The following is a 24715-nucleotide window of genomic DNA, read 5'->3' as shown; positions in this document are numbered from 1 at the left end:
AACTAGAAAGCAGAGGTCTGTTACAGGTTCTAGATCTTAAGTCTGGATTGCAGCATAGTTCACCTCTGCTTTTAAGGTTTCCTTATCAAATTTAAGCCTTTGATAATCTTTTTCAAACCTAAGGGATGGAAGCGGTAGCCCGAGCTTTTTCCGAGGCTTTAGCGTACAGCAGGAAGACACAAGAAAAGAAGCAACTGTTCTCGCTTTCCAAATCCACTAAAAAACCAATAAATAACTGCTTAATTTCTATTTAAATTTGACATAAAAAAAAGCCTAAAAAATCGTACTTTTGCAGCGAAATGATTTCAATAAATAATTTAACATTCCTGATTGGCTCAAGAGCCTTATACGACGATGCGAACTGGCACATTAAACCAGGCGATAGGGCGGGTTTAATTGGCGCAAACGGTACAGGAAAATCTACACTATTAAAAATAATTGTAGGCGAATATGCACCAAGTTCTGGCTCTATTTCTATGTCGAAAGACTTAAAAATAGGCTATTTGAACCAGGACTTACTTTCTTACGATTCGCACCATAGCATTTTGCACGTGGCCATGGAAGCCTTTGAGCGCCAAAACCAATTGTATGATGAAATTGAAGAATTGCTTAGAAAGATAGAAACCGATTACAGCGAAGAGGTTTTATATAAACTGAGTGATAAGCAACAAGAATTTGAAGCTTTAGACGGTTACAACATCGAATACCGCGCTAATGAGATTTTAGCTGGCTTAGGTTTCAGCACAGCTGATCAGTTACGTCCTCTGAATACTTTCTCTGGAGGATGGCGGATGCGGGTAATGTTGGCGAAAATTTTATTGCAAACACCAGATATTTTACTACTGGATGAGCCAACCAACCACATGGATTTACCATCGATTAAATGGTTAGAAAACTATTTAATGGGTTTTGAAGGTGCAATTGTAATTGTATCTCACGATAGATATTTCTTAGATAAAATTGTAAACCGTACGGTAGAATCTCGCAAGGGCAAACTGAACGTTTACGCAGGTAATTATTCGTTTTATGTAGAAGAGAAATCTTTACGTGGCGAAATCCAAAAAGGAGAATTTAAAAATCAGCAGGCTAAAATTAAGCAGGAAGAGCGTTTAATTGAACGTTTTAAGGCGAAAGCTTCTAAGGCAAAAATGGCGCAATCGCGGATGAAAGCTTTAGATAAAATGGAACGTGTTGATGATGTTGATGACGATAACCCAACGGTTAACTTCGCTTTCAAATTCTCTAAACCATCTGGCAGACATGTAGTACGCATTGAAAACGCGACCAAACATTATCCAAATGTGCATATTTTGCAAAATGCAGAAGCCGTAATAGAAAAAGGCGACAAAATTGCTTTGATCGGTGCGAATGGTAAAGGTAAATCTACCTTATTGAGGATGATTGCCGGAACTGAAAAATTTGAAGGTTTTTGCGAAACGGGTCATAATGTAACCACTACATTTTTTGCGCAGCACCAGTTGGAATCTCTACACTTAGACAATGCAATTTTATCGGAATTACAGGCATTTGCCCCTAAACATACCGATACAGAATTACGTGGCATTTTAGGTTGTTTCCTATTTACGGGAGATGATGTTTTCAAGAAAATTAAAGTGCTTTCAGGAGGTGAAAAATCTCGCGTGGCTTTGGCAAAATCTTTAACAACAGATTCGAACTTTTTGATTTTGGATGAGCCAACCAATCACTTGGATATTCAATCGGTTAATATTTTAATTCAAGCTTTACAGCAATTTGAAGGTACTTTTATTGCAGTTTCTCACGATAGATATTTCTTAGATAATGTTGCCAATAAAATTTGGTTTATCGAAGAAGAACAAATTAAACAATACCCAGGCACGTATGCCGAATACGAAGAATGGAACAGTAAAAGGGTAATTCCAATTGCGAAGCCTATTCCGGTTAAAATGCCAGAAAAAGTTAAAGAAGAACCAAAACCAGTTACGTCCAATTCCGCAAATCAGCTAAAAAAGCTGAACGAAGAGTTAAAAAAAACAGAAACTTTAATTGCTGATTTAGAGGCATCTGTTAAGAGCATTGAGGCAGAGTTGGCAGATGAAAATGTTTATGGAAAAGCCGATAAATTAGCTGAAGCCAACAAACGTTACTTAGCCACAAAAAACGATTTAGATAACCACCAAAATAAATGGGAAGATTTAGCTAGTGAAATTATGGAACTTGGCGGATAAAATAGTCGCAAAGTTTTTAGTCGGAAAGTCCGAAAGATATGGTAACATAAATTCGGACTTTTTTTATACCCCAACTTTCGGACTTCCCGACTTTCCCGTCTTCCGGACTTTCCCGACTTTCAGACTTTTTTCCTACTTTTATGCATGCAAAAACTAGTCGCAGTCATTTTACTTTTCATATCTGTAAATACTTTCGGTCAGGCAAACAATTTCGTTTACGAAAACAAAGTTTACCTACCCAACATAAAAACAGTAACTTGTTACAATAGTAATAAAGAACAAAGCCTTCCTGTACTTAATTTAAACACATCTGAAACTTTACTTTTCGGATTTGACGACCTACTTGCCGGAACTAAGAACTATTGGTACACCATAGAACATTGCACATCCGAATGGAAATCATCCAATTTATCAACCATTGATTATTTAGAAAGTTTCAGCGATGATAGAATAATTGATTACCGATACTCAATCAATACCACTCGAAAATACACACATTATCAGCTCACACTGCCAAATTACCAGATAAAACCTAAAATTGGGGGCAATTATTTATTAAAGGTTTATGAAGATGGCGATTTAAAAAAACCAGTTATATCTCAGCGTTTTTTTGTTGTAGATAACCAAGTTGGCGTAATTGCTGAGGTTACAAACTCCATGCAGGTAGAAAACAGGAATGCTAAACAAAAAATAAACTTTACCATTAACCATACCTTTCCAATTTCAAATCCTTACCAAGATTTGAAAGCCGTAGTAATGCAAAATTTTAATTCAAACACCATACAAGTTAATACCCGACCATCATTTATCAAGCAAAACCAATTAATTTTTAATGATTTAACCACCAATGATTTTTGGGGAGATAATGAATTTAGAAAATTTGATACGCGAAGTTTGCGGTTTAAAGGCGATAACGTTCGTGATATTTATCGCGATAGCGAAGCCGTAAATGTGATGCTTTTTAATGATCCATCGCGGAATACAAATGCTTTTGCAAATCAGTACGACGAAAATGGTAATTTCTATGTTAGAAATACCGACGGAAGGGATGATCGAACGGAAGCGGAATACACAGGCGTACTGTTTACGCTAAATTCTCCGCCACCTTCTAATGATGGCGATGCTTTTGTGGTTGGTCGATTTAATAATTACAACTTAAGCAAGGAAAACAAATTGTTGTACGATGCAAGCCGAAGACAGTTTTACGGCAACATTTTACTAAAACAAGGATTATACGATTACGAATACGTTTGGTTAGATCGTACAACCAGTACTGTAAGTTCTCGACCATTTGAAGGCGCTTTCTTCGAAACAGAAAATGCCTACCAAATTTTCGTTTATTACCGAAAACCCGGTGCACGTTGGGAAAGTTTGATAGGCTTTGCAAATATTAGCAATAGAATTAACGATAAGAGATAAACTTTGCAAAGCCAAATCTGCAAGCCCTAAACATTTAATACCCAAACAGAAACGCTTCCTGCATTACAATGAAATTCGGCCCAACCATTTTCGTCAATAACCACTTCGCCCTGCCTATTTCCTAAAGCATCGATAAAAGTTTTTCCAGCAAATTTCTCCCCTATTTCCATGCTTTTAAAACCTTCGTCGCCCGTACTTAAGAGCACAGCCAAGCCACTATTTTCATGCTCATCATCGCCCTCTCGTGTCCAACCAACGCAATTACCATGATCAAAATGTTCGCGTTGTAAACCATAAGCATGACTGGCGCGTAATTTACTCATTACCTCTACCACTTCTATGGGTACAAGTTGTATATGCTCATCTTCGCCCTGTTTGTTTTTATCGTCATATATTCCACCATAAATATCAGTAAAAAATAAACATGGTATGCCTTGCATTCTGAGCAGAATTATTGCGTAAGCTAAAGGTCTGAACCAAAAATCTACATAGCTTTCTAACGCTTGCAAAGGTTGCGAATCGTGGTTATCAACAAAAGTTACCGCAAGCTCTGGCGTAATTTGAACAAGCGTATTATCGAAAATAGTTCGCATATCGAAACCATTTGCATCGTGACTTGCCAAATAAAAGTTATGGTGTAAAAGCGAATCGAAAATTTGTGTTCGGCCTTGCGTTATTTTAATATATTCTTCTTGCTCCGCAGTGGTTGTAATGTCCCAATTTTCTGCTACAATAAAGAATTTGCGATTGTATTTTGTGTTTAAATGGTCAATCCAATCAATAATAAAATCAGGACTAATATGTTTCACCGCATCCAATCGAAAGCCATCAACTTTGTAATTATCAACCAGCCATTCTCCCCAATATTTTAATTCATCTCGTACTGCGTTGTTTCTAAAATCAATGTCGTTAAACATTAAATAATCGTAATTGCCCAACTCGGTTGACGGCACTTCTTCAAAACCTTCACCTTCAAAATTTTGGATGGAATAAATTGCAGTTTGCTTTAAATCTTCTGCCCAATCTACGCCACTAAAACAATGATGGTCCCAAATAAAATTAGAATATTGCTCGCCTCTAACAGGAAAAGTAAATTTTGTCCAAGCCTCAATCTCGAATTTATCGCTAGTAAATTTTGTTCTATTGTTTTCATCTACCGTTCTAACCGTAATTTTCTCCAATTCATCGCCTCCGGCTTTATGGTTAAAAACAACATCGGCCAAAACACCAATTTCTTGCTTGTGCAATGCTTCAATAGCTTTTTGATATTCGGCTTTAGAACCATATTTTGTGCTTGTGCTGCCTTTTTGATCGAACTCGCCCATATCAAACAAATCATACACATCGTAACCAACCGAATAACCGCCGGCACTGCCTTTATAAGCTGGTGGAAGCCAAACTGATGTTACACCAATTTCTTTTAAATGGCTTGCTTCATTTGCAACTTTGGTCCATAAATTTTGCTCTTCGTTATAATACCAATGGAAAAATTGGATAAGGGTTTGGTTCTGCATTAAATAAATATTTAGCAGATAAACATCATGAAATTAAAATTGTTTTCGGGAAAAACAGAAAATATTTTCTGTCGAAGAAAATGGGTTTGGCTTAATTAAAAACAATTAAATCAGTTGCAATCGTAAAGTAAAATGTTAGTATCTAATTGAATATAGTAAGTTTTATGGCCTAACTTATTATTTAACAAAGTTCTTTTTGAAATTCGAAAAAATATTGAACAGCTTTAACCAAATGGCTTCCATACCAGCTGAACATCTCGCCATCTACCAGTATAATTTTTGCATTCGGCAACTCATTTTGCATTTCTTCAATATGCTTTTGTGCAAATGGATAAGGTTCTGACGATAAAAAAACAAAATCCGGTTTGATAAGTTGCAATGCTGATAGCGTAACTTCGGGATACCTAACTTCCTCTATTACATTATTTAAGCCAATTTTCCTCAAAATATCATCAATAAAAGTATTTCGACCGGCAACCATATAAGGTTTTCTCCATATAAAGTACGCTGCTCCCAATCCCCCGAAAAGGGCTGTTTTTGCCAGAGTTTGCAAATCTTTAAACCCCGCATCAATTAAATGGTTTAAATAACTGGCTTCTGGAGCTCGGTTTACCAAAGTGCCAATTTCATTTATGGTAAGCATAGCCTCTTCCAAATTATTGATATCGCTTATCCAAACCGGAAATTCTTCCATTAATAACTCAATATCACTTTGTAAGTTTTCTTCTTTATTGCCGATAATTAAATCGGGTTTTAAATTGCGAATTGTATCTAAATCTAGTTTTTTCGTACCTCCAATTTTCGTTCTACTTGCAAATTTATCAATCGGGTGGATGCAAAATTTTGTAATGCCGACAATTTCCAAATCCAACCCCAAATCGAACAACAATTCTGTTTGCGAGGGTACTAAAGAAATTATCCTTTTAGGTGGATAATTAATTGCTATTTCTCTACCCAGTTGGTCTGTAAATGATCTTTGCATAGGCCAAATATAAGTGGTTATTTTTAAAAGCTTATATTAGGCTAAATTCACTGCCTTTTTAGGGCGAACTGGTTCTTACATCCAAAAAAATTAAAACAATTTAGGAATGTGAGCGTAGTTATATTGTATATCTCCAAACAAATTCATGAAAACTCTTATCGTATCTAACCGTTTACCAGTTAAAATTATTGAAGAAAATAATGAATACCATTTTATCCCAAGCGAAGGCGGACTTGCAACTGGTTTAGCCGATGTTTACAAATCAGGTAACTCTATTTGGATTGGTTGGCCAGGAATGGAAATTCCTGAAGAGCGGCAACAAGAGGTTATTGACAAGCTACAAGAAATAAATTTATACCCTGTTTTTTTAACTCAAGAAGAAATTAACCTTTATTATGAAGGGTTTTCTAACGAGACTTTATGGCCTATTTTTCACTATTTTGTTACTTACGCCCATTATCACCAAAATTATTGGGAAAGTTACCAATCTGTAAATCAAAAATTTGCCGATGTTGTTTTAAAAATCGCACAAAAGGGCGATAAAATTTGGGTACAGGATTACCAACTGATGTTGTTACCAAATATTTTACATCAAAGTTTACCCAAATCCACAATTGGCTTTTTTCAACATATCCCTTTCCCATCTTACGAAATTTTCCGCTTAATTCCTTGGCGGGAAGAACTTTTAAATGGCTTAATTGGAGCTGATTTAATCGGTTTTCATACGCATGATGATGTAAGGCATTTTATAAGCACTGCAACACGGTTATTACCAGTTACTTCGTCATCAAATGTAATTCTAAACAAAGAACGACAAATTGTGATAGAACCTTTCCCGATGGGAATTGACTTTGAAAAATTTTCTGAGCTTGCAAAATCAGCATCTGTAAAAAAAGAAGTTGACGATTTTAACATCAACAGAAGAAATAATTTAAGAACTATTTTATCGATTGATCGCCTTGATTACAGCAAAGGAATTGTAGAAAGACTTAGGGCTTTCGATCTTTTATTAACCACAAATCCAGAGTATTTAGGCAAAGTAACTTTGTATATGGTTGTGGTTCCATCTAGAGATTTGGTACCACAATATGCAGAATTACGAGAAAAAATAGATCAACTTGTTGGCAATATCAACGCTAAATACAGGCATGTAGATTGGAACCCGATTAATTATTTCTACCGTTCATTTCCAATTGAGGTACTCTCTGCATTCTATTCTACCGCCGATGTTTGCTTAGTTACACCAATGCGCGATGGTATGAACTTAGTAAGTAAAGAGTACGTTGCAACTAGAAACAACAATGATGGTGTTTTAATTTTAAGCGAAATGGCCGGCGCATCAAAAGAACTGGCCGACGCAATAATTGTTAACCCAAACAATATTGGCGATATAAAGGATGCAATTGTACAGGCTTTTACGATGCCAATTAACGAACAAAATATACGAATGATCGCCATGCGTGATATTGTACAAAAATTTAATGTAAAACATTGGGTAAATAATTTTATGACAAAACTAAACGAAGTGAAAGAATTTCAAAACTCATTGCTAACAAATTACGCCGTTAGCGAAACCAAAGATTTAATTTTAAAGAAATATGCGAGCGCAGAAAGTAGAATTTTATTTTTAGACTACGACGGAACGCTAGTTGGCTTTGCCGGCGATATTGATGACGCATCGCCCGATGAGGAACTGTACACCTTATTAACCGATTTAACTGCTGATGAGCGAAATAAAATTGTAATTATTAGTGGCAGAAAACACGAAACATTAGAAAAATGGTTTGGTCACTTAAAAGTTGATATGATAGCCGAACACGGTGCGTGGAAAAAAAATCAAGATGGAGAATGGGCCAGTTTGCCATTATTAACCGACCAATGGAAACAAGAAATTAAAGCATTACTTGTAGGTTATACTGATAGAACACCAGGTTCATTTATCGAAGAAAAAAGCTACTCGTTAGTTTGGCATTACCGCAAAGCGGATGAAGGATTGGGCGAACTTAGAGCGAATGAAATTGCAAGTAACCTTAAAGTTTTGGCTACCGATAAAGGATTACAGTTAATGCCCGGTAATAAGGTTATTGAGTTTAAAAACATAGAAGTTAATAAAGGAAAAGCAGCGTTAAATTGGTTACACGATAAACATGCTGATTTTATTTTCGCCATTGGCGATGACCATACCGACGAAGATATTTTTAGAGCATTGGATGAACATGCAATAACCATTAAGGTGGGTAATAATATTTCTGAAGCGAAGTATTATTTAAACGATTATATTGAAGTGAGGAAAATGTTGGCTTCGTTTACTGTAGCAGGTAAAGCCTAGTTAAAAAGCAAATACAAAAAAGCTCCTGATGAAAATCAGGAGCTTTTTTTTGTGTTACAAATCATTAAAAAATATAGGTTTATCCAATTTGGTCGCTATTCGATATGCTGCATTCATTAAGCCAACATGACTGTAAGCCTGAGGAAAATTACCCCATTGACTTCCCGTTTTCGCATCAACATCTTCACTAAAAAGCATTAAATGGTTGCAATACGGAATGATGTTTTCAAATTCTTTTATGGCATCATCAATTCTGCCAACGCAAGCCAATGCTTCTACATACCAAAAGGCACAGATTAGAAAAGTCGTTTTTGGTTTCCCAAAATCATCCGCATGTAAGTAGCGGTAGAACAAACCATCCTCGGTTTTCAATTCGGCTTCTAATGCCTTTAAATGGTCTTTTGCGCGATCAGAATTTGGATCTAAATAGTTCATAATAATCAACTGCAAAGTACTTGCATCCAAATATGGCACATCAACACCGGTATTGTAGGCTTTTCTTTCGGGATCGTAACAAGCTTCTATATGTGCTGCTGCTTTATCAATTAGAATTAAAGCTCTAGCTTCAAAATTTTTATTTTCAATTTTTCGAGCCATTTTTAAAGCAGCATGTGCGCCTGCCCATTGAAATAGGTTACTGTAACAGTGCACATTAGCAATATTTCTAAACTCCCAAATACCAGCATCTTTCTCATCAATAGAATGTTCTATTTTACTCAAAACGTTTTCAATCCAACTAATCGAATCACTTCTTTCAGAAAAAACAAACCTTTGATCTGTATATAAAGGTAACATGGAAATCAACACTTGACCGTTAATATCATTTTGAATATGCTCATACGCTTGGTTACCAAGTCGTACGGGTTTTTCGCCCATATAGCCATCCAAATTATCTAAAATTTCTTCGGTAATTTTTCTTTCCCCTGTAATACTATATAAAGGTTGGTACCTGATATCTTCCCTTTGAGTAATATCCGAAAGATAATTGAAATACTTTTCCATCTCTTCGAAATGCCCAATATGGTTTAACGATGTAAGTACGTAATAAGAATCTCTTAACCAACAATATCTGTAATCCCAGTTTCTGGTGCTGCCTGGCGATTCGGGTAATGCCATTGTGCTACTCGCAATAAATGCGCCTGTATCTTCGTATTGATGTATTTTTAAAACGAGAGCGGAGCGGATAACCAAACTTTGATGGAAACTCGCAATGGAAGAATGCTTAATCCATAAACGCCAATAAGCGATGGTTTCTCGAAGAAAATTTTCTGCAGTGCTCACAATTGGGGCATCCAATTCATACCCCCAAGTTAGTATGATATATTTTGGCTCATTCAGTACAAACGATTTCTCATCGATAATGTAGTTTAAAGATACATCTGTTGATAAACGCATATCTTGGTTGGCACCAGAAAAGTGAATGTGGTTACTACCAAGATTGAGGTTCATTTTATCTTTACCATAATTATAAACCGGCTCGCATTTTATTTTAATACGAGGACTGCCAACTAAGGGCTCTATTTTACGGATAAGCATTAAAGGTTTAAAATACCGCTCGTTCATGTGGAATCGAGGCGCATAATCCGTGATTCGGTAAGTGCCATCATCAGCTGTTATCTCTGTTCGCAAAACATTGGTATTTTCGATATAATATTGATTTGTTGTAAAGTCACCTTCGGGTTTTATGGTAAACTCCCCTCCTCTCGTTTTATCTAATAAACTTCCGAAAACGAAAGAGCTATCAAACCTTGGCCAACAAAGCCAAGAAATATCAGTATTGAGGTTAACGTGTGCAATGAAAGCACAGTTTCCAATTATTCCAGTTTTATAGAGGTGTTTTTTATCTGTCATGAGCAATTTTGTATTGTGTACTTTTTAAACAAATTACACAAAGAAATGTTCCGATTAATCTACCTACAGTAAAAAACTGTTCTATTAAATCTTTAAAAATTTAAATTACAGCTTATAAAAAAAGCCCGAAGTGCAATATGCTTCGGGCTTTAAACTTATTATTTTGATGAACTATATTTCCATTCCGGCAGGTAAAATTGCGGCTTTTTTAACAACTACAATACCATCTTTAACAGCGTACAGTTCGAAATCTCCATCCGCTAAATGATCACCACCATTAATTTTTACATCGTTACCAATTCTACAGTTTTTATCAAGAATAGCATTATTGATAAAACATCTGTCGCCAATACCTATAAGCGGTTTACCAGCATTGGTTTCTTCTTCAATTTCTTCTAACCTTTGGTAGCGATCGCTACCCATAACATAGCAGTTTTGAATTACGGTATCTTTTCCAATACGAGCTCGAATACCCAAAACCGCGTGTTCTATTTTATTGGCGTTAATAATACAACCTTCGGCTATTACTGCCTTAATTAAAGTAGTTCCCGATATTTTAGAAGGTGGCAACATTCTTGCCCTAGTAAAAATTGCATGGGCATTATCGAATAAATCAAATTTCGGAATTTCGTCTGTTAAGCCCAAATTTGCTTCAAAGAAAGATGAAATAGTACCAATATCGGTCCAATAACCTTCGTACTGGTGGCTCAAAACTTTGCTATTGTTGATCGCTCGTGGCAAAATATCTTTACCGAAATCTTTTTCAGTTGGGTTGTTGCTTAAAATATCGATTAAATATTGCTTATTAAAAAGATATATTCCCATCGAAGCTAAAAACTCTCTTCCTTCGGCCTGCATAACTGGGCCGGTATCCGAAATCCAATCCTCCAACCCAGTTTTAGGTTTTTCAGTAAACGAGGTAATAACATTTTCGTCGTTTGTTTTTAAAATACCAAAATCTGTAGCATCTTTTGCGGTTACTGGTATTGTAGCAATGGTTACTTCGGCACCAGAATCTAAGTGATTTTTTACCATGTCGGCAAAATCCATTTGATACAACTGATCGCCAGAAAGAATAAGAATATATTCCGTTTCGTGTGCAACAATATAAGGTAAACATTGCCTTACTGCATCGGCTGTGCCTTGAAACCAAGTAGGGTTATCTGGAGTTTGTTCTGCGGCTAAAATATCGACAAATGCCTTACTAAAATGGCTAAAATGATAAGTATTTTTAATGTGTGTGTTTAAAGAAGCCGAATTGAACTGCGTTAAAACGAACATGCGATGAATGCCAGAATTAATACAATTTGAAATTGGAATATCTACCAACCTGTATTTTCCAGCAATTGGCACTGCAGGTTTTGATCTGGTTTGTGTTAGTGGAGATAATCTGGATCCTTGACCACCGCCAAGAATTACGCCTAAAACTTTATCTGTCATGTTTACAATTATTTTAATATTTGGTATAGCTCTATATAATTATTAGCAGCCTTATCCCATGAATGATCAATTTTCATTATGGTTTTACGGGTAGCTTTAAATTTCTTTTTATCATTAAACAATTGAAGTCCGCGATCAATTGCATGTGTTACATCCCAAACATTGGTTTGGTCGTGGCAAATGCCGAAACCATCATCGCCAATGTCTATCACAGTATCTTTTAAACCACCAATTCTTCTCACAATTGGTACTGTGCCGTACCGGAGCGAATATAATTGGTTTAGACCACATGGTTCTACTCTCGATGGCATTAGTAAAAAATCAGCTCCTGCGTATATTTGATGAGACAATGCCTCGTTGTAACCTATATATACATTGTAATTTCCTTTGTAACTATCTTTTATTTGATTCAATCTTCCTTCTACCCATCCATCGCCCGATCCCAAAACGAGAATTCCAATATCTTTTCCGTGTTTGTATAAAGAACTGTAGAAAATATCAGGTAATAAATCTGCGCCTTTCTCATCAACCAACCTGCCAATAAAAGCAAACAATGGTTTTGAAGCATCTAGACCAAAAACATTACAAATGTCGTTTTTGTTTTCCTGCTTACCTTTTTCTACTGTTTTTAAGTTGAAATTCGTACCCAACATCGGGTCCGTTTCTGGGTTCCAGACTTCGGTATCAATACCATTTAAAATGCCACTACATTTCCATCTTTCCTGCCGTAATAAACTTTCTAAGCCACGGGCGTTGTTCATCATCTCATCCAAATAACTTGGCGAAACTGTGGTTACGCGCCACGCACATTTTATAGCCGATGCTAATGGATTAATATCTTTATCCCACTCCAACAAACCTGCTTTCCACAAATCGAATGCTGGCAAATAATACAATTTATCCCAACCAAACTGACCTTGGTATTGCGCATTATGAATCGTTAATATGCTCGGAACATTGCTTAAGTGCTGATATTTTATCGAATTTTTCATCATAAAAGGAATTAATCCTGTATGATGATCGTGACAGTGAATTACATCTGGCCTGTGTTCCCACTGTGCAATCCAATCTAAAGTGGCAATTTGAAAAGCGATAAATCTTTCCGTATCATCATCATAACCGTAAACATTTGGCCGATCTGTTAAGCCTTGAATGTGTACGATGTATAAATCAAAGCCAAGTTTATTGGTTTTTTCTTTTAAAACCCTAAATTGAAAGCTGTTATTACCATATTGAGACCAAGCATCGTAAGTAACTTCGAAATCACTTTCTCTAACAAACTTAGTATCGTAGGCGGGAACAACAACTTTGGCAAAATGGCCTAATCTATTTTGATATTTTGGTAATGCGCCAACTACATCAGCTAAACCGCCAACTTTAGCAACTGGATAACATTCGGCGCTTACGTGTATAATTTCCATTTAATATTTGGTATTTTTAACTTTGTTAAGTTACCAATAGTTTTGTTTTTTACAAATTATACAGAATTAATTTTTGGTTATTTATTTGTGATCACAGTATAAAATATTTATCAAAAAAAGAAAGCCACAATATTTCTATCGTGGCTTTTGAAAAAAATGAAATAATTTTTATTTTAATATGCTCTGGCTTCCGCTTCGTAGAAATCTCTAATGGCATTAAATTTAGGATGTAACGAAACCACATCGCCAAAAACCAATAAAGCCGGTGCACTGATATTTTTATCTTTTACTATTTCGGTGATCGTATCTACCGTACCAACTTCTATTTTTTCCTCCAAGGTAGATCCATTTTGAATAACCGCAACAGGAAGTAATCCTTTATTCTCTGCTTGAAAGATTGAAGCAATTTCTTCTACTTTTTCGATTCCGTTTAAAATAACGATTGTAGCTTTAGTTTTTGCAGCTGTGTATAAATCTTCTGATAGTTCTCCTTTTGAATTTGTGCCTGTAATTGCCCAAAAGCTTTCGCTTAGTTCCTTATAAATCATCGGTATTTTTTGCAAACTCGGTGCGCCAGTTGCACTCGAAATTCCGGGAATAATTTCCGTAGGTATGCTATATGATTCTGCGGCATCAATTTCCTCGTACCCTTTGGCAAAGAAAAAAGGATCGCCACTTTTTAAACGCACAACATGGCCGTAATTTAAAGCGTAATCAATGATCAATTTATTTACGGCATCTTGAGCATAATCTTCATCATCAGTGCTTTTGCCGACAAATACTTTTGGAATCCCTTCTGGCGCATAACAAAGTAGTGCTTCGTTTACATTCGCATCATACAAAACAACATCAGCTGTCTTTAATGCTTTAACACCTTTTAAACTAAACAAATCCGCATCGCCAGGACCCGCACCTACTAAAGTAATTCTTGGTTCAATGTTCGCTTTTTCTACTTTATTCAAAATCATAACAAGTTGTATATTTTGTTTTTCAATTCGTTTAACGATACAAATATATAAAGTCTATGGATATAGTAGTAATTTATTTGAAAATAATTTAAATTAATTTATTTTGGTAGATAGAAGTACCCTTAATGCGAGGTTAAGAGTGGTGAGAAATACACAAATAGAAAAAGCCTTAGCGAGAAACTAAAGCTAGATTTGGCATCATGTAAATCGTGATTTTTGGCTAAAGCCTGTTTTGCATCTAAATAATTCCTTGGCTTAAGCCAAGGGCTATTGATATTCATTATCAGCGCCAATTTTAACCGACAAATATTTACCAAAATATCGTTTGCTTCAGCGAAAACTGAGTTAAACCATCCTTAAAGACACTATGGCTACGACAATCATTATTTACAAGCTTTTGGCTCAAAGGTAAATTTGCCAACTTCATAATTAATCGGTTTACCTTTCACAAAATAAGAACGGCCTAAAGTAGTTTCAATTTGGCCAACACCCATTATTAATTTACCATCTTTTTTCAAAAATGCCAATGGATTTGTGTAAACGCTAACTGTATCTTTGCCGGTTTTAAAGCGATAATCTACCAATAAAGTATCGCCACTAAACTTACCTTCAATTGTGCCTGTATTTCTTGGCTTTTCTGCATAATTAACCACCAAAGTACCGCTAACTTTGCCTGATGCCAGCGAATTCATTTGCATACTCGCAATGTCTTTTTCAAATGTAGCAACATAACAACTGGTGTTAAGCACAGAATCTTTTACAGCTGATACCGCTTTCTTATCAGATTGATTGCAGGCAAATACAAATGGAATGGCTCCAAAAATTAGGCATAAAATATTTTTTTTCATGGTAAGGAGGTTTAGTGTTTAACCAATATATCTAATATAGTAAATAGATTAAGATTTAGTGTTATTTCCATAAAAGTAAAAGCTTTATGCTGCGTGAAAATTCATTAACAGGGTAATCTTTCTCTCCTTTTATCCATACTTATAATTTCAAAGATTTTAAATGCTTATATTCAACTGAACAACCATTCATTTCATTACTATATACAAAAAACTCCCATCCTTACATAAGGAGGGGAGTAAATTATCTTATAACCTAAATTTTAACGTGCCTTATGCCTGATTAGATCTGCTAAAAACACGATAATAATTTAATTAAATCGCTCGGCGCCAAACATCGATATATCTGTGGCCAGTTCTTCACCTTTTGCCAATTGCGCAACAAGTTTACCCGTAGCCGGTGCTAAACTAATGCCCATCATTCCATGTCCACCCGCAACAATTAAATTGCTAATTTTTTTACTAAAACCAATATATGGCAGCCCATCCGGAGAGCAAGGACGGAAACCATACCAGATTTTATCAACCTGTGGTACTTCCACATTATAATCGGGGTAATAATTAACGATAGAACCTGCAATTCCTTCAACCCGCTTGAGGTTAATTTTATCGTTCATTGGTGCAATTTCCATTGTGCCTCCAAAACGTATTTTACCATTCATTGGTGTAACCGCAACTTTTGCTTCAATCAACAACGAAGGATGGATGATCTTTTTAGTTTCATCAACCATAAAAGAGTAACCTTTCCCTGGCATTATCGGAATGCTCATATCGGCTTTTTTTGCCATTTCTGGCAACCAAGAACCACCTGTCATTACCACTAAATCTGGTTTATAAGTTTTTCCATTGGTGATAATTGAGTTGATTTTGCCATTTACGATTTCAAAATCATTAACCTTACAATTGGTAATAATTTCCGCACCGCCTTCTTTTAAATTAGCAAGCAATTGGTTTACTAAATCGTTTGGCGAAAGATGCGCATCACATCTGTAATGAACCGACCCTAAAACTGATAATTCAGCATCAGGCTCCAAATCTTGGGTTTGTTGAGCAGTTAAAGGCTCTACGTCCAATCCTAATTTTTGTGCTCTTATCGCTAAATGTATTTCTTCTTCGCCAACAGCTTTGCCTTTGTAAAGCATTAAAATTCCCTTTTCTTTTAACGAGAAATTCAACGAAGGTTCTTTTGCCAAATCCTCATATAGGCTTTTACTCAATAAATGCAAATCGCGAAGTGGCCCTGCCGATGCTGCAACATGTTTCTCTGTAGCAAATTTCCAAAATTTTAATCCCCAAGAAATTAACGAAGGATTAAGCGATGGTTTAACATAAAAAGGGCTTTTACTGTCGAACATCCATTTAATACCTTTGGTAATCATACCCGGCGCTGCCAAGGGCACAAAGTGACTTGGCACTATCATACCTGCGTTGCCAGATGAACAATTGGAATACAAATCGCCCTGTTCTAAAATTTGAACTTTAAAACCTGCCTTTTGTAAATAAAATGCACTACATAAACCAATAATTCCGCCACCGATAACGGTAACGTTGCCATTGAATGGTGAAGCTGAACTCATATAATAAAAAAAATAGAATGTGTAAATTTATGGTTTGAAAAGTTAAAATCCACCGATTGGTGGATTTTAACTTTTTATTTAATCATTTGAATTTAAAGAACCTGAAAACCGTGGGCATAAGGATCATCATCATCAATAAAGATGGTATTGTAGCCTGTAACTATAGCCCAACCTTCAATGCCAGGAACAATTGCTTTTTTGCCACCGATAGTTGTTTCTTCTTCAATAGTGCCAATAAATTGTGATCCAATAATGCTTTCATTAATGAAAATATCGCCTTTTTTCAACTTTCCTTTTGCGTACCATTGTGCCATACGGGCAGATGTACCTGTACCACAAGGTGATCGATCTATCGCTTTATCTCCGTAAAAAACAGCATTTCTACCTGTAGCTTCTGGCGAAATTGTTGCACCACACCAAAGAAAATGACTTAATCCATTGATATTTTCATCTTCAGGATGCACAAAAGAAAATTTCTCATTCATCAATGTTCTGCAGGTTCGGCTCCAATTAATTAATTGATCGGCGCCGTAATGCTCAATACCTTTAAAGTTTTTTTGAGGATCAACAATGGCGTAAAAATTACCGCCATAAGCTACATCAACAATAATTTTACCTAAATCAGGACATTCAATTTCCAAACCTTCGGCTGCTAAATAAGATTTTATGTTAATTAACTTTACCGATTTTACCTTTTTACCTTCTTGCTTATATTCTACCAAAACTAATCCAGCAGGTGTTTCTAGCCTCAATTTACCAGGTACTTTAGGTATTACCAAGCCTTCTTCTATCGCAATAGTTACCATGCCTATTGTACCATGACCGCACATTGGCAAGCAACCGCTAGTTTCGATATACAACACACCGATATCATTTTTATCATCAACGGGAGGATATAAAATACTTCCGCTCATCATATCATGCCCCCGAGGCTCGAACATTAAACCTTTTCTAATCCAATCGTACTCTTTTAAGAAATGAAGTCTGCGCTCCATCATACTTTGGCCATTCAACAATGGTCCCCCGCCAGAAACTACCCTAACGGGGTTTCCACAAGTGTGTGCATCGATACAAGAAAATGTCTTTTTCATTAAATTTTATCTTTTGATAAAACGTTATTAATGGTACGATTGATATTTAAAGGATTGGCATTTTGCAATTCAGTTGGCAAAAATTCGTCGTCCATATTTTGATAACAAAGTGGACGTGCGAAACGCTTTATTCCATCTGCCCCAACTGAAGTAAAACGACTATCTGTACTGGCTGGATAAGGTCCGCCATGTTGCATAGATAATGCTACCTCTACTCCTGTAGGCACATTATTAAAAATTAATCGTCCACAAATTTCCCGAACTTCACTTAGCAAATCTTGAAAAGCGTTGATGTCATTTTTTGTAGCCATTAAGGTACAAGTTAACTGGCCTTCCATTGCTTTTGTAACCGCCAATAATTGATCTTTATCTTTACACTTAATAATTAAAGAATACGGACCAAATACTTCTTGGTGTAATACAGGGTTTGCTAAAAATACATCGGCACTAACTGTAGCTACGGTAACTTTACCTTGAATATCGGTTGTTTGAGAAGAAGTTTCTCCAACAACTTCTACGCCTTTTTGCGCAAGCGCTGCAGTTAATTTTTCGCTGTAATTAGCAGATATGCCTGCGTGTAACATTGCAGAAGGTGCTATTTGTTCAATTTCGTTTTTCAAATCAACAAGAAATTGTTCAAGTGGCGCACCATCAATAGCAACCATTAAACCAGGATTGGTACAAAACTGACCAACACCAAGCGTTACAGAACCCGCCATTTGTTTTGCTAAGCTAGCTGTTTCTTCGGCTAATTTCTCTGGCAATAAAAACACAGGGTTAACACTGCCCATCTCTGCAAAAACAGGAATAGGATTTTCTCTTTGGTTAGCCCAATCAAACAAAGCCTTACCACCGCTAAACGAACCTGTAAAAGCAACAGCTTTAATAGCTTCGTGCTTAGTTAAGTGTTCTCCAGTTTCGAAACCCGAGCCATAAACATGTGCAAAAATTCCTTTCGGCATATTGGTTTTTTCTGCAGCTTTTTCTATTGCAGAAGCAACTAAGGTAGAAGTTTTTGAGTGTGCAGGGTGTGCTTTAACAATTACCGAACAGCCAGCTGCGAAAGCTGTAGCTGTATCTCCACCAGCGGTAGAGTAGGCAAAAGGAAAATTACTAGCACCAAAAACCACAACTGGCCCAAGTGGAACAAGCATTTTGCGGGTGTCAGGTTTAGGCGGTACACGTTCTGCGTTGGCAGTATCAATACTCGCACCCAACCAATCTCCACCTTCGGTGGCATCTGCGTAAGCATTTAACTGAAACATTGTTCTGCCGCGTTCGCCTGTTAATCTTGCCAAAGGAAGATTTGTTTCTTCAGCAGCTGTGGTTAACAAAACATCGCCTAAAGCTTCGATTTCTACTGCGATTGCACGCATAAAATCTGCACGTTGTTTTAAGCTAAATTTTTTATATTGATGAAAAGCCTGAACAGACTGCGCTATAACTTCATCTAACTCTGCTGTTGTGTGGTTTTTGTACATATTCTATAAGTTTTTATAATCAGGTAACGCTACACGATTTGCAATAGCATCATTGATAATTTTTAATACTCTTTCTCTTTCTGCTCCTTTAAGTGGCAGTCTTGGTGCTCTAACATGCTCCGAACCAATACCTTCTGCAGTTGCAGCTAATTTTATGTATTGTACTAGTTTTGGATGAATATCAAGCTCTAATAATGGCATAAACCACCTGTAAATTGCAACAGCCTCGTCATATCTTTTTGCTTTTACCAATTTGTACATCGCAACTGTTTCTCTTGGAAACGCATCAACCAAACCAGCAACTAAACCATGAGAACCTAACATTAAAGATTCTAATGAAATTGTATCTACACCACCTAAAATTTTGAAACGATCGCCAAATTTGTTAAGCATGTTTGTAATGTTAGCCAAATCTCTTGTGCTTTCTTTTACAGCTTGAACGTTTGCATAAGGCAACAATTCTTCAAACATGGCCAAAGTAACTCTAATTCCATAATCTACCGGATTATTGTAAATTAAAATAGGCAATTTAGTAGCAGCAGCAACAGCTTTAAAATAAGTTACTACTTCATCATCATCTGCCTTATACTTTAACGGTGGTAATAACATAATACCATCAGCACCTAATTCTTCAGCTTCTAAAGCCATTGCAATAGCAACTTTAGTGCTTTGCTCTGCAACGTTGATAATTACAGGCGTTTTTTTTCCTTCTAAAGTTTTAACACAATACTTTAAAAATTCTCTTTTCTCTTCAGCTGTAATTGTACTCGCTTCACCTAACGAACCACCAATGATTATACCATCTACACCAGCTTCGATTTGTGCATCTAAGTTGATTTGAAATAGTGGATAATCTATTTCATCATTTTCAGTAAACGGTGTTAAAAGTGCCGGATAAATTCCTATCCATGAAATATTTTTCATATTATTATTTTTTAGTTCCCCAAAATTAAGCATACAAATACTTAAAAAAGGAACAGGTATTAATGAATCACAACACTATTTTAACATTATGCTTCATTATTGCATTATTGCTCGCAAAACATAAGTTTTATGCCTCATTTTATAACACATTAAAATAAAATTTCCTAAAACTTAAGGAAAACTGTAAAAACGTTTTTTAATTAAAACTTTGTTTAACACCTTTACCTATGAATTATACTGAAAAACTTTCTGCCATAAGAAAGCTGATGCTTACTGAGGGTATAGACGCTTACATTATTCCATCTGCCGACCCACATTTAAGCGAATATTTGCCAGATTTTTATAAATGCATTGAATTTGTAACAGGCTTTACTGGGTCTGTTAGTACAGTTGTAATTACCCAAAATTTTGCAGGCCTATGGGCAGATTTCAGATATTTCGAACAGGCAGAAGCCGAACTTAAGGGTAGTGGATTTGAGCTCGTAAAACTGAACATTCCGCATACACCCCAATATATAGACTGGTTAAAAGAACAATTAACTAATGGTTCGGTTATCGGTTTCGATGAAAATTTGGTTTCGATTATTATGGGCGAAATGCTCATTAAACAACTTGCATCAAAACAAATAAATTTTAAACACTGTGATTGTATTGATCCGATTTGGGAAAACAGGCCTCCGTTGCCTACTGCAAACGCATACCTTTTAGGTGATGAGGTTACGGGAGAATCGATGGTAAGTAAGCTTACTGCTATTAGAAGTGAAATGAAGAAATCAAATACCAGCCACCATTTAATTTCATCGCTCGATGATATTGCTTGGGTATTTAACCTTCGTGGATCGGACGTAAAATACAATCCAATTGCTTTAAGCTTTGCGTTGATTGATGAAAACCAAACTACACTATATATTGATGCACATAAACTCAGCGCTATCGATGCAGAAAAACTAACCAATAACGGCGTAAATATTGCCCCTTATATTCAAGTTGGCAATGATTTACAGAAAATAGCCAGCGAAAGTGCCATCCTTATCGACCCAAAGCGTACTTGCTCTGCACTTTACAAAAGTATTAATAACGATGTAAAGCGTGTATTGCAGATCAACCCATCTACAAATTTTAAGGCTGTTAAAAATGATTTAGAAATAAGTAACACCCGAAAATCGATGGTTAAAGACGGTGTGGCGATGACTCAATTTTTTAAATGGATTAAAGAAAACGTAAATAAAATAGAGATTACAGAACTGTCTGCTGCTAAGAAATTAGAAGAATTTAGAGCTGCGCAAATTGGCTTTGTTGGAGAAAGCTTTAACACGATAGCAGGCTACAAAGCACATGGTGCACTTCCGCATTACGCTACAACAGCCATTAGTGATGCAAAAATTGAGGCCGAAGGTTTATTCTTAGTCGATTCTGGTGGCCAATACCATTACGGCACGACAGATATTACGAGAGTAATCCCATTGGGAAATAATACGGAAGAAGAAAAAACTGATTATACTTTGGTGCTTAAAGCAATGATTGAAGGTTCTAAAACCCGTTTCCCGAAAGGAACTTGTGGCTACCAAATTGATGCAATTACTCGGCGCCCAATGTGGGAACATGGTTTAAACTTTGGTCATGGTACAGGACACGGAGTAGGCTATTTTTTAAATGTACACGAAGGCCCGCAAACTATTAATGCATCTGCAATTCCTGTTTCTATGGATTTAGGAATGATTACGTCAATCGAGCCAGGGATTTATCGTACTGGAAAACATGGTATTCGCATAGAAAATTTGGTGTTAACAATTGCAGACGAGTGCAATGAATTTAATCAATTTTATGCTTTTGAAACATTAACCTTGGCGCCTATTGATACCACTTTGGTTAAAAAAGAATTATTGGAGCAATCTCAAATTGAATGGTTAAATAATTATCATACAATTGTTTATGATAGAATTAGTCCTTTTTTAAATGAAGAAGAAAAAGCATTTTTAAAAGTGATGACAACCGCTATTTAAAGAATATTTTTTTTTATCATAATTCAAAGCTAGATAACCTAAATTAAATATAGATCAATCTCCAGTAATTTGGCTTTAAGCTAAGGCAATCGTCACCCTGAATTTATTTCAGGGTCTTTGTGGCAGGAAAGATGCTGATCCCGAAAATTCGGGACAGCATGACGACGTAATAATGAAGAATTAATTTAAAAAAGCGGAGTAGTCTTAATAGATACGCCGCTTTTCATTAAGAATTCGAGTTAAGATTACATCGCAGCCCTAAACATTAGCGCACCAACCGTTAAATTCGTTCTGCTATCAACCAATATTGCTGAACCATTTGCTCGGTTGTCATCGTACAAATCAAAAGCTAAAGTATCGGCAGTTTTAATTATTACGCGACCAATATCATTTAGCTTAAACTCATCAGCATCGTGTTTCTCCAAAGTGTTAATATCCACTTTGTGCAAAATTTCGCTCACTTTACATTTGGTGGTTTTGCTATTGTGCTGAATTAAATAGGTGATGGATGTATCTAAAGCACGACCATCCATCCAACATAAATCGGCTTCAATTAACTTAGTATCTTGTGTTAAGGCTGATGCGTTTACAATGGTATCGCCACGGCTAATATCTACATCGCCATTTAAATGAATGGTAACCGATTGACCTGCATGTGCGGCATCGGGAAACTGATCAAAAAATTCGATCCTTTTGATGGTAGAAGTTGCACCAGATGGAATAATTGTTACGTTATCGTTTACCTTAAAAGTACCACTCAATACTCTACCTGCATAGCCACGATAATCGTGCAATTCATCCGTTTGCGGACGGATAACCCACTGTACAGGCATACGCGCCAATTGTGATTTATCTAGGTTATCGGTATCTACTTTTTCTAAAAAGTGCAATAAACTTTCGCCCTTGTACCAATCCATATTTACAGAATTTTGCACAATATTATCGCCCTTTAATGCACTAACCGGAATGTAATTTACATCAGCAAGTTTAAGTTGCTTGGCCAAATCTTTATATTTATTGATGATTGAACTGTAAACATCTTCACTATAATTAACCATGTCCATTTTGTTAATGCAAACTACAACGTGCTTAATGCCCAAAAGAGAAACTAAATAAGAGTGGCGAATGGTCTGTTCTACCACACCGTTGCGGGCATCTACTAATATAATGGCTAAATTAGCCGTAGATGCACCTGTAACCATGTTACGGGTGTATTGAATATGTCCGGGTGTATCGGCAATAATGAACTTACGCTTTTCGGTTTGAAAATATTTGTAAGCAACATCAATGGTAATGCCTTGTTCTCGCTCTGCACGCAAACCATCGGTTAAAATGGCTAAATCAATACTTCCATCGTCATTTTTACGGTTAGAGCTTTGTAAAGCTTCCAACTGATCTGCCAAAATGGAATCTGTATCGTATAACAACCGGCCGATTAAGGTACTCTTACCATCATCAACACTGCCCGCTGTGAAAAATTTTAATATGTTCATTTCCTTTAGATATGAGAAGTTAGATTTGAGATATGAGTATCTTTCTAACTTCTTACTTCAAATTATATAAATCAAGATATGAGTTCTCAAATCTCATATCTCAGCACTCAAATCTCCCTTAAAAATACCCGCCTTTTTTTCTGTCTTCCATCGCAGCTTCAGATACTTTATCATCTAGCCTTGCGCCACGTTCGGATATTTTGGAAGCACTAATTTCAGAGATTATATCATCAATTAAAACGGCTTCTGATTCTACCGCAGCCGTGCAAGACATATCACCTACGGTACGAAAGCGAACTTGTTTGTTAAAAACAATATCTTCGTTATCCATATTTAAAAATGGCGATGCGGCCATGAGCTGTCCATTTCTTGTAATTACATCACGCTTGTGCGAGAAATAAATACTTGGTAACTCTATTTTTTCTCTGCGGATGTAATTCCAAACGTCAAGCTCGGTCCAGTTACTTATTGGAAAAATACGCACATTTTCGCCTTTGTGAATCCGACCGTTGTAAATGTTCCAAAGTTCGGGGCGTTGGCGTTTTGGATCCCATTGGCCAAATTCGTCACGAACGGAGAAAATACGTTCTTTTGCCCTTGCTTTTTCTTCATCTCTACGAGCTCCACCAATACAGGCATCAAACTCATATTTGGCTATCGTATCCAACAAAGTGATTGTTTGCAAACTATTTCTACTTGCGTTTTTGCCAGTTTGTTCAACAACTTTACCATCGTTGATAGAATCTTGAACAGAACCAACGATTAACCGTTCTCCAATCCTTTCTACCATTTGATCACGATAATCTATCGTTTCCTGAAAATTATGACCAGTATCTATGTGCACCAATGGAAAAGGAAATTTACCAGGACGAAAGGCTTTTTCTGCCAACCTAACCAAGGTAATTGAATCTTTACCACCAGAAAATAATAATGCTGGCTTTTCAAACTGACCTGCTACTTCACGCAAAATGTGAATGGCTTCTGCCTCTAATTCATCTAAATAATCAAAATTATACTCGCTCATACCCCAAAACCCAAAATGGGCCTTATATTAAAAATTATTGTTTAATTAATTGTAATGTTTAAAGGTTGTTCTTTCGAAGTTCCTCTATTGCAGTTCTGTAAAGTTAAGCAACACGTATAGCACTGTCTTTTATCTTTGTTAATCGT

18 protein-coding genes are annotated in these 24715 nt (G+C 36.2%); 4 read left to right on the top strand and 14 right to left on the bottom strand.

The annotated features are described in order from the left end of the window. Positions 1–299 precede the first annotated feature (299 nt). A complete protein-coding gene (locus tag EZJ43_RS07140; RefSeq protein ID WP_133261998.1) occupies positions 300–2207 on the top strand; it encodes an ABC-F family ATP-binding cassette domain-containing protein in 1908 nt (635 codons plus the stop codon). A gap of 144 nt (positions 2208–2351) precedes the next feature. Beyond that, the gene (locus EZJ43_RS07135) at positions 2352–3626 is read left to right on the top strand and encodes a type IX secretion system plug protein (RefSeq protein ID WP_133261996.1); all 1275 of its coding nucleotides are present in this window, start codon (positions 2352–2354) and stop codon (positions 3624–3626) included. Positions 3627–3652: 26 nt separating this feature from the next. Here the strand turns inward: EZJ43_RS07135 and EZJ43_RS07130 are convergent, their stop codons facing one another. Continuing rightward, complete coding sequence (locus EZJ43_RS07130) at positions 3653–5140, bottom strand: alpha-amylase (protein ID WP_133261994.1); 1488 nt, start codon at positions 5138–5140, stop codon at positions 3653–3655. A gap of 181 nt (positions 5141–5321) precedes the next feature. Next, positions 5322–6122 carry a helical backbone metal receptor gene (locus EZJ43_RS07125; protein WP_133261992.1) on the bottom strand — a complete coding sequence of 267 codons (801 nt, stop codon included), beginning with the start codon at positions 6120–6122 and terminating at the stop codon, positions 5322–5324. Positions 6123–6267: 145 nt separating this feature from the next. Here EZJ43_RS07125 and EZJ43_RS07120 point away from each other — a divergent pair, with 145 nt between their 5' ends. Next, on the top strand, positions 6268–8451 hold the full coding sequence (locus EZJ43_RS07120) for a bifunctional alpha,alpha-trehalose-phosphate synthase (UDP-forming)/trehalose-phosphatase (protein WP_133261991.1): 2184 nt from the start codon (positions 6268–6270) through the stop codon (positions 8449–8451). Positions 8452–8505: 54 nt separating this feature from the next. On the opposite strand, the gene EZJ43_RS07115 is transcribed toward EZJ43_RS07120, so the two are convergent. From EZJ43_RS07115 to EZJ43_RS07075, 10 genes are all read right to left on the bottom strand, one after another. After that, complete coding sequence (locus EZJ43_RS07115; protein WP_133261989.1) at positions 8506–10302, bottom strand: glycoside hydrolase family 15 protein; 1797 nt, start codon at positions 10300–10302, stop codon at positions 8506–8508. 171 nt (positions 10303–10473) lie between these two features. Continuing rightward, a complete protein-coding gene (locus EZJ43_RS07110) occupies positions 10474–11742 on the bottom strand; it encodes a glucose-1-phosphate adenylyltransferase (protein WP_133261988.1) in 1269 nt (422 codons plus the stop codon). Positions 11743–11750: 8 nt separating this feature from the next. Continuing rightward, entirely contained in the window at positions 11751–13163 is a 1413-nt protein-coding gene (locus tag EZJ43_RS07105; protein WP_133261985.1) for a glycogen synthase, read from the bottom strand. Between the two features lie 173 nt (positions 13164–13336). After that, the gene (gene cobA, locus EZJ43_RS07100) at positions 13337–14131 is read right to left on the bottom strand and encodes a uroporphyrinogen-III C-methyltransferase (RefSeq protein ID WP_133261984.1); all 795 of its coding nucleotides are present in this window, start codon (positions 14129–14131) and stop codon (positions 13337–13339) included. 122 nt (positions 14132–14253) lie between these two features. Next, on the bottom strand, positions 14254–14412 hold the full coding sequence (locus EZJ43_RS17060) for a hypothetical protein (protein ID WP_165953097.1): 159 nt from the start codon (positions 14410–14412) through the stop codon (positions 14254–14256). Between the two features lie 102 nt (positions 14413–14514). Beyond that, positions 14515–14979 (bottom strand): hypothetical protein, encoded by a 465-nt coding sequence (locus EZJ43_RS07095; RefSeq protein ID WP_133261982.1) that lies wholly within the window; start codon positions 14977–14979, stop codon positions 14515–14517. Between the two features lie 308 nt (positions 14980–15287). Continuing rightward, positions 15288–16553 carry an NAD(P)/FAD-dependent oxidoreductase gene (locus tag EZJ43_RS07090; protein WP_133261980.1) on the bottom strand — a complete coding sequence of 422 codons (1266 nt, stop codon included), beginning with the start codon at positions 16551–16553 and terminating at the stop codon, positions 15288–15290. A gap of 92 nt (positions 16554–16645) precedes the next feature. Continuing rightward, positions 16646–17644, bottom strand: coding sequence for a 4-hydroxyproline epimerase (locus tag EZJ43_RS07085; RefSeq protein ID WP_133261979.1), 999 nt, complete (start codon positions 17642–17644; stop codon positions 16646–16648). Then, on the bottom strand, positions 17644–19125 hold the full coding sequence (locus tag EZJ43_RS07080) for an aldehyde dehydrogenase (NADP(+)) (protein ID WP_133261977.1): 1482 nt from the start codon (positions 19123–19125) through the stop codon (positions 17644–17646). The genes EZJ43_RS07085 and EZJ43_RS07080 overlap by 1 nt, the downstream gene beginning before the upstream one ends. A gap of 3 nt (positions 19126–19128) precedes the next feature. Continuing rightward, a complete protein-coding gene (locus EZJ43_RS07075; protein ID WP_133261976.1) occupies positions 19129–20049 on the bottom strand; it encodes a dihydrodipicolinate synthase family protein in 921 nt (306 codons plus the stop codon). 227 nt (positions 20050–20276) lie between these two features. On the opposite strand from EZJ43_RS07075, the gene EZJ43_RS07070 reads away from it, so the two are divergent. Continuing rightward, positions 20277–22052, top strand: coding sequence for an aminopeptidase P family protein (locus EZJ43_RS07070; RefSeq protein ID WP_133261974.1), 1776 nt, complete (start codon positions 20277–20279; stop codon positions 22050–22052). Positions 22053–22297: 245 nt separating this feature from the next. Here the strand turns inward: EZJ43_RS07070 and EZJ43_RS07065 are convergent, their stop codons facing one another. Next, the gene (locus tag EZJ43_RS07065; RefSeq protein WP_133261973.1) at positions 22298–23545 is read right to left on the bottom strand and encodes a sulfate adenylyltransferase subunit 1; all 1248 of its coding nucleotides are present in this window, start codon (positions 23543–23545) and stop codon (positions 22298–22300) included. A gap of 118 nt (positions 23546–23663) precedes the next feature. Next, positions 23664–24569: a sulfate adenylyltransferase subunit CysD gene (gene cysD / locus EZJ43_RS07060; protein ID WP_133261972.1), complete on the bottom strand. Its 906-nt coding sequence runs from the start codon at positions 24567–24569 to the stop codon at positions 23664–23666. Positions 24570–24715 lie beyond the last annotated feature (146 nt).

Origin of the sequence: Pedobacter changchengzhani (assembly GCF_004354365.1) — a bacterium.
In the GTDB taxonomy this organism is placed as follows: domain Bacteria; phylum Bacteroidota; class Bacteroidia; order Sphingobacteriales; family Sphingobacteriaceae; genus Pedobacter; species Pedobacter changchengzhani.
This window is presented reverse-complemented; position numbering and strand designations above follow the sequence as displayed.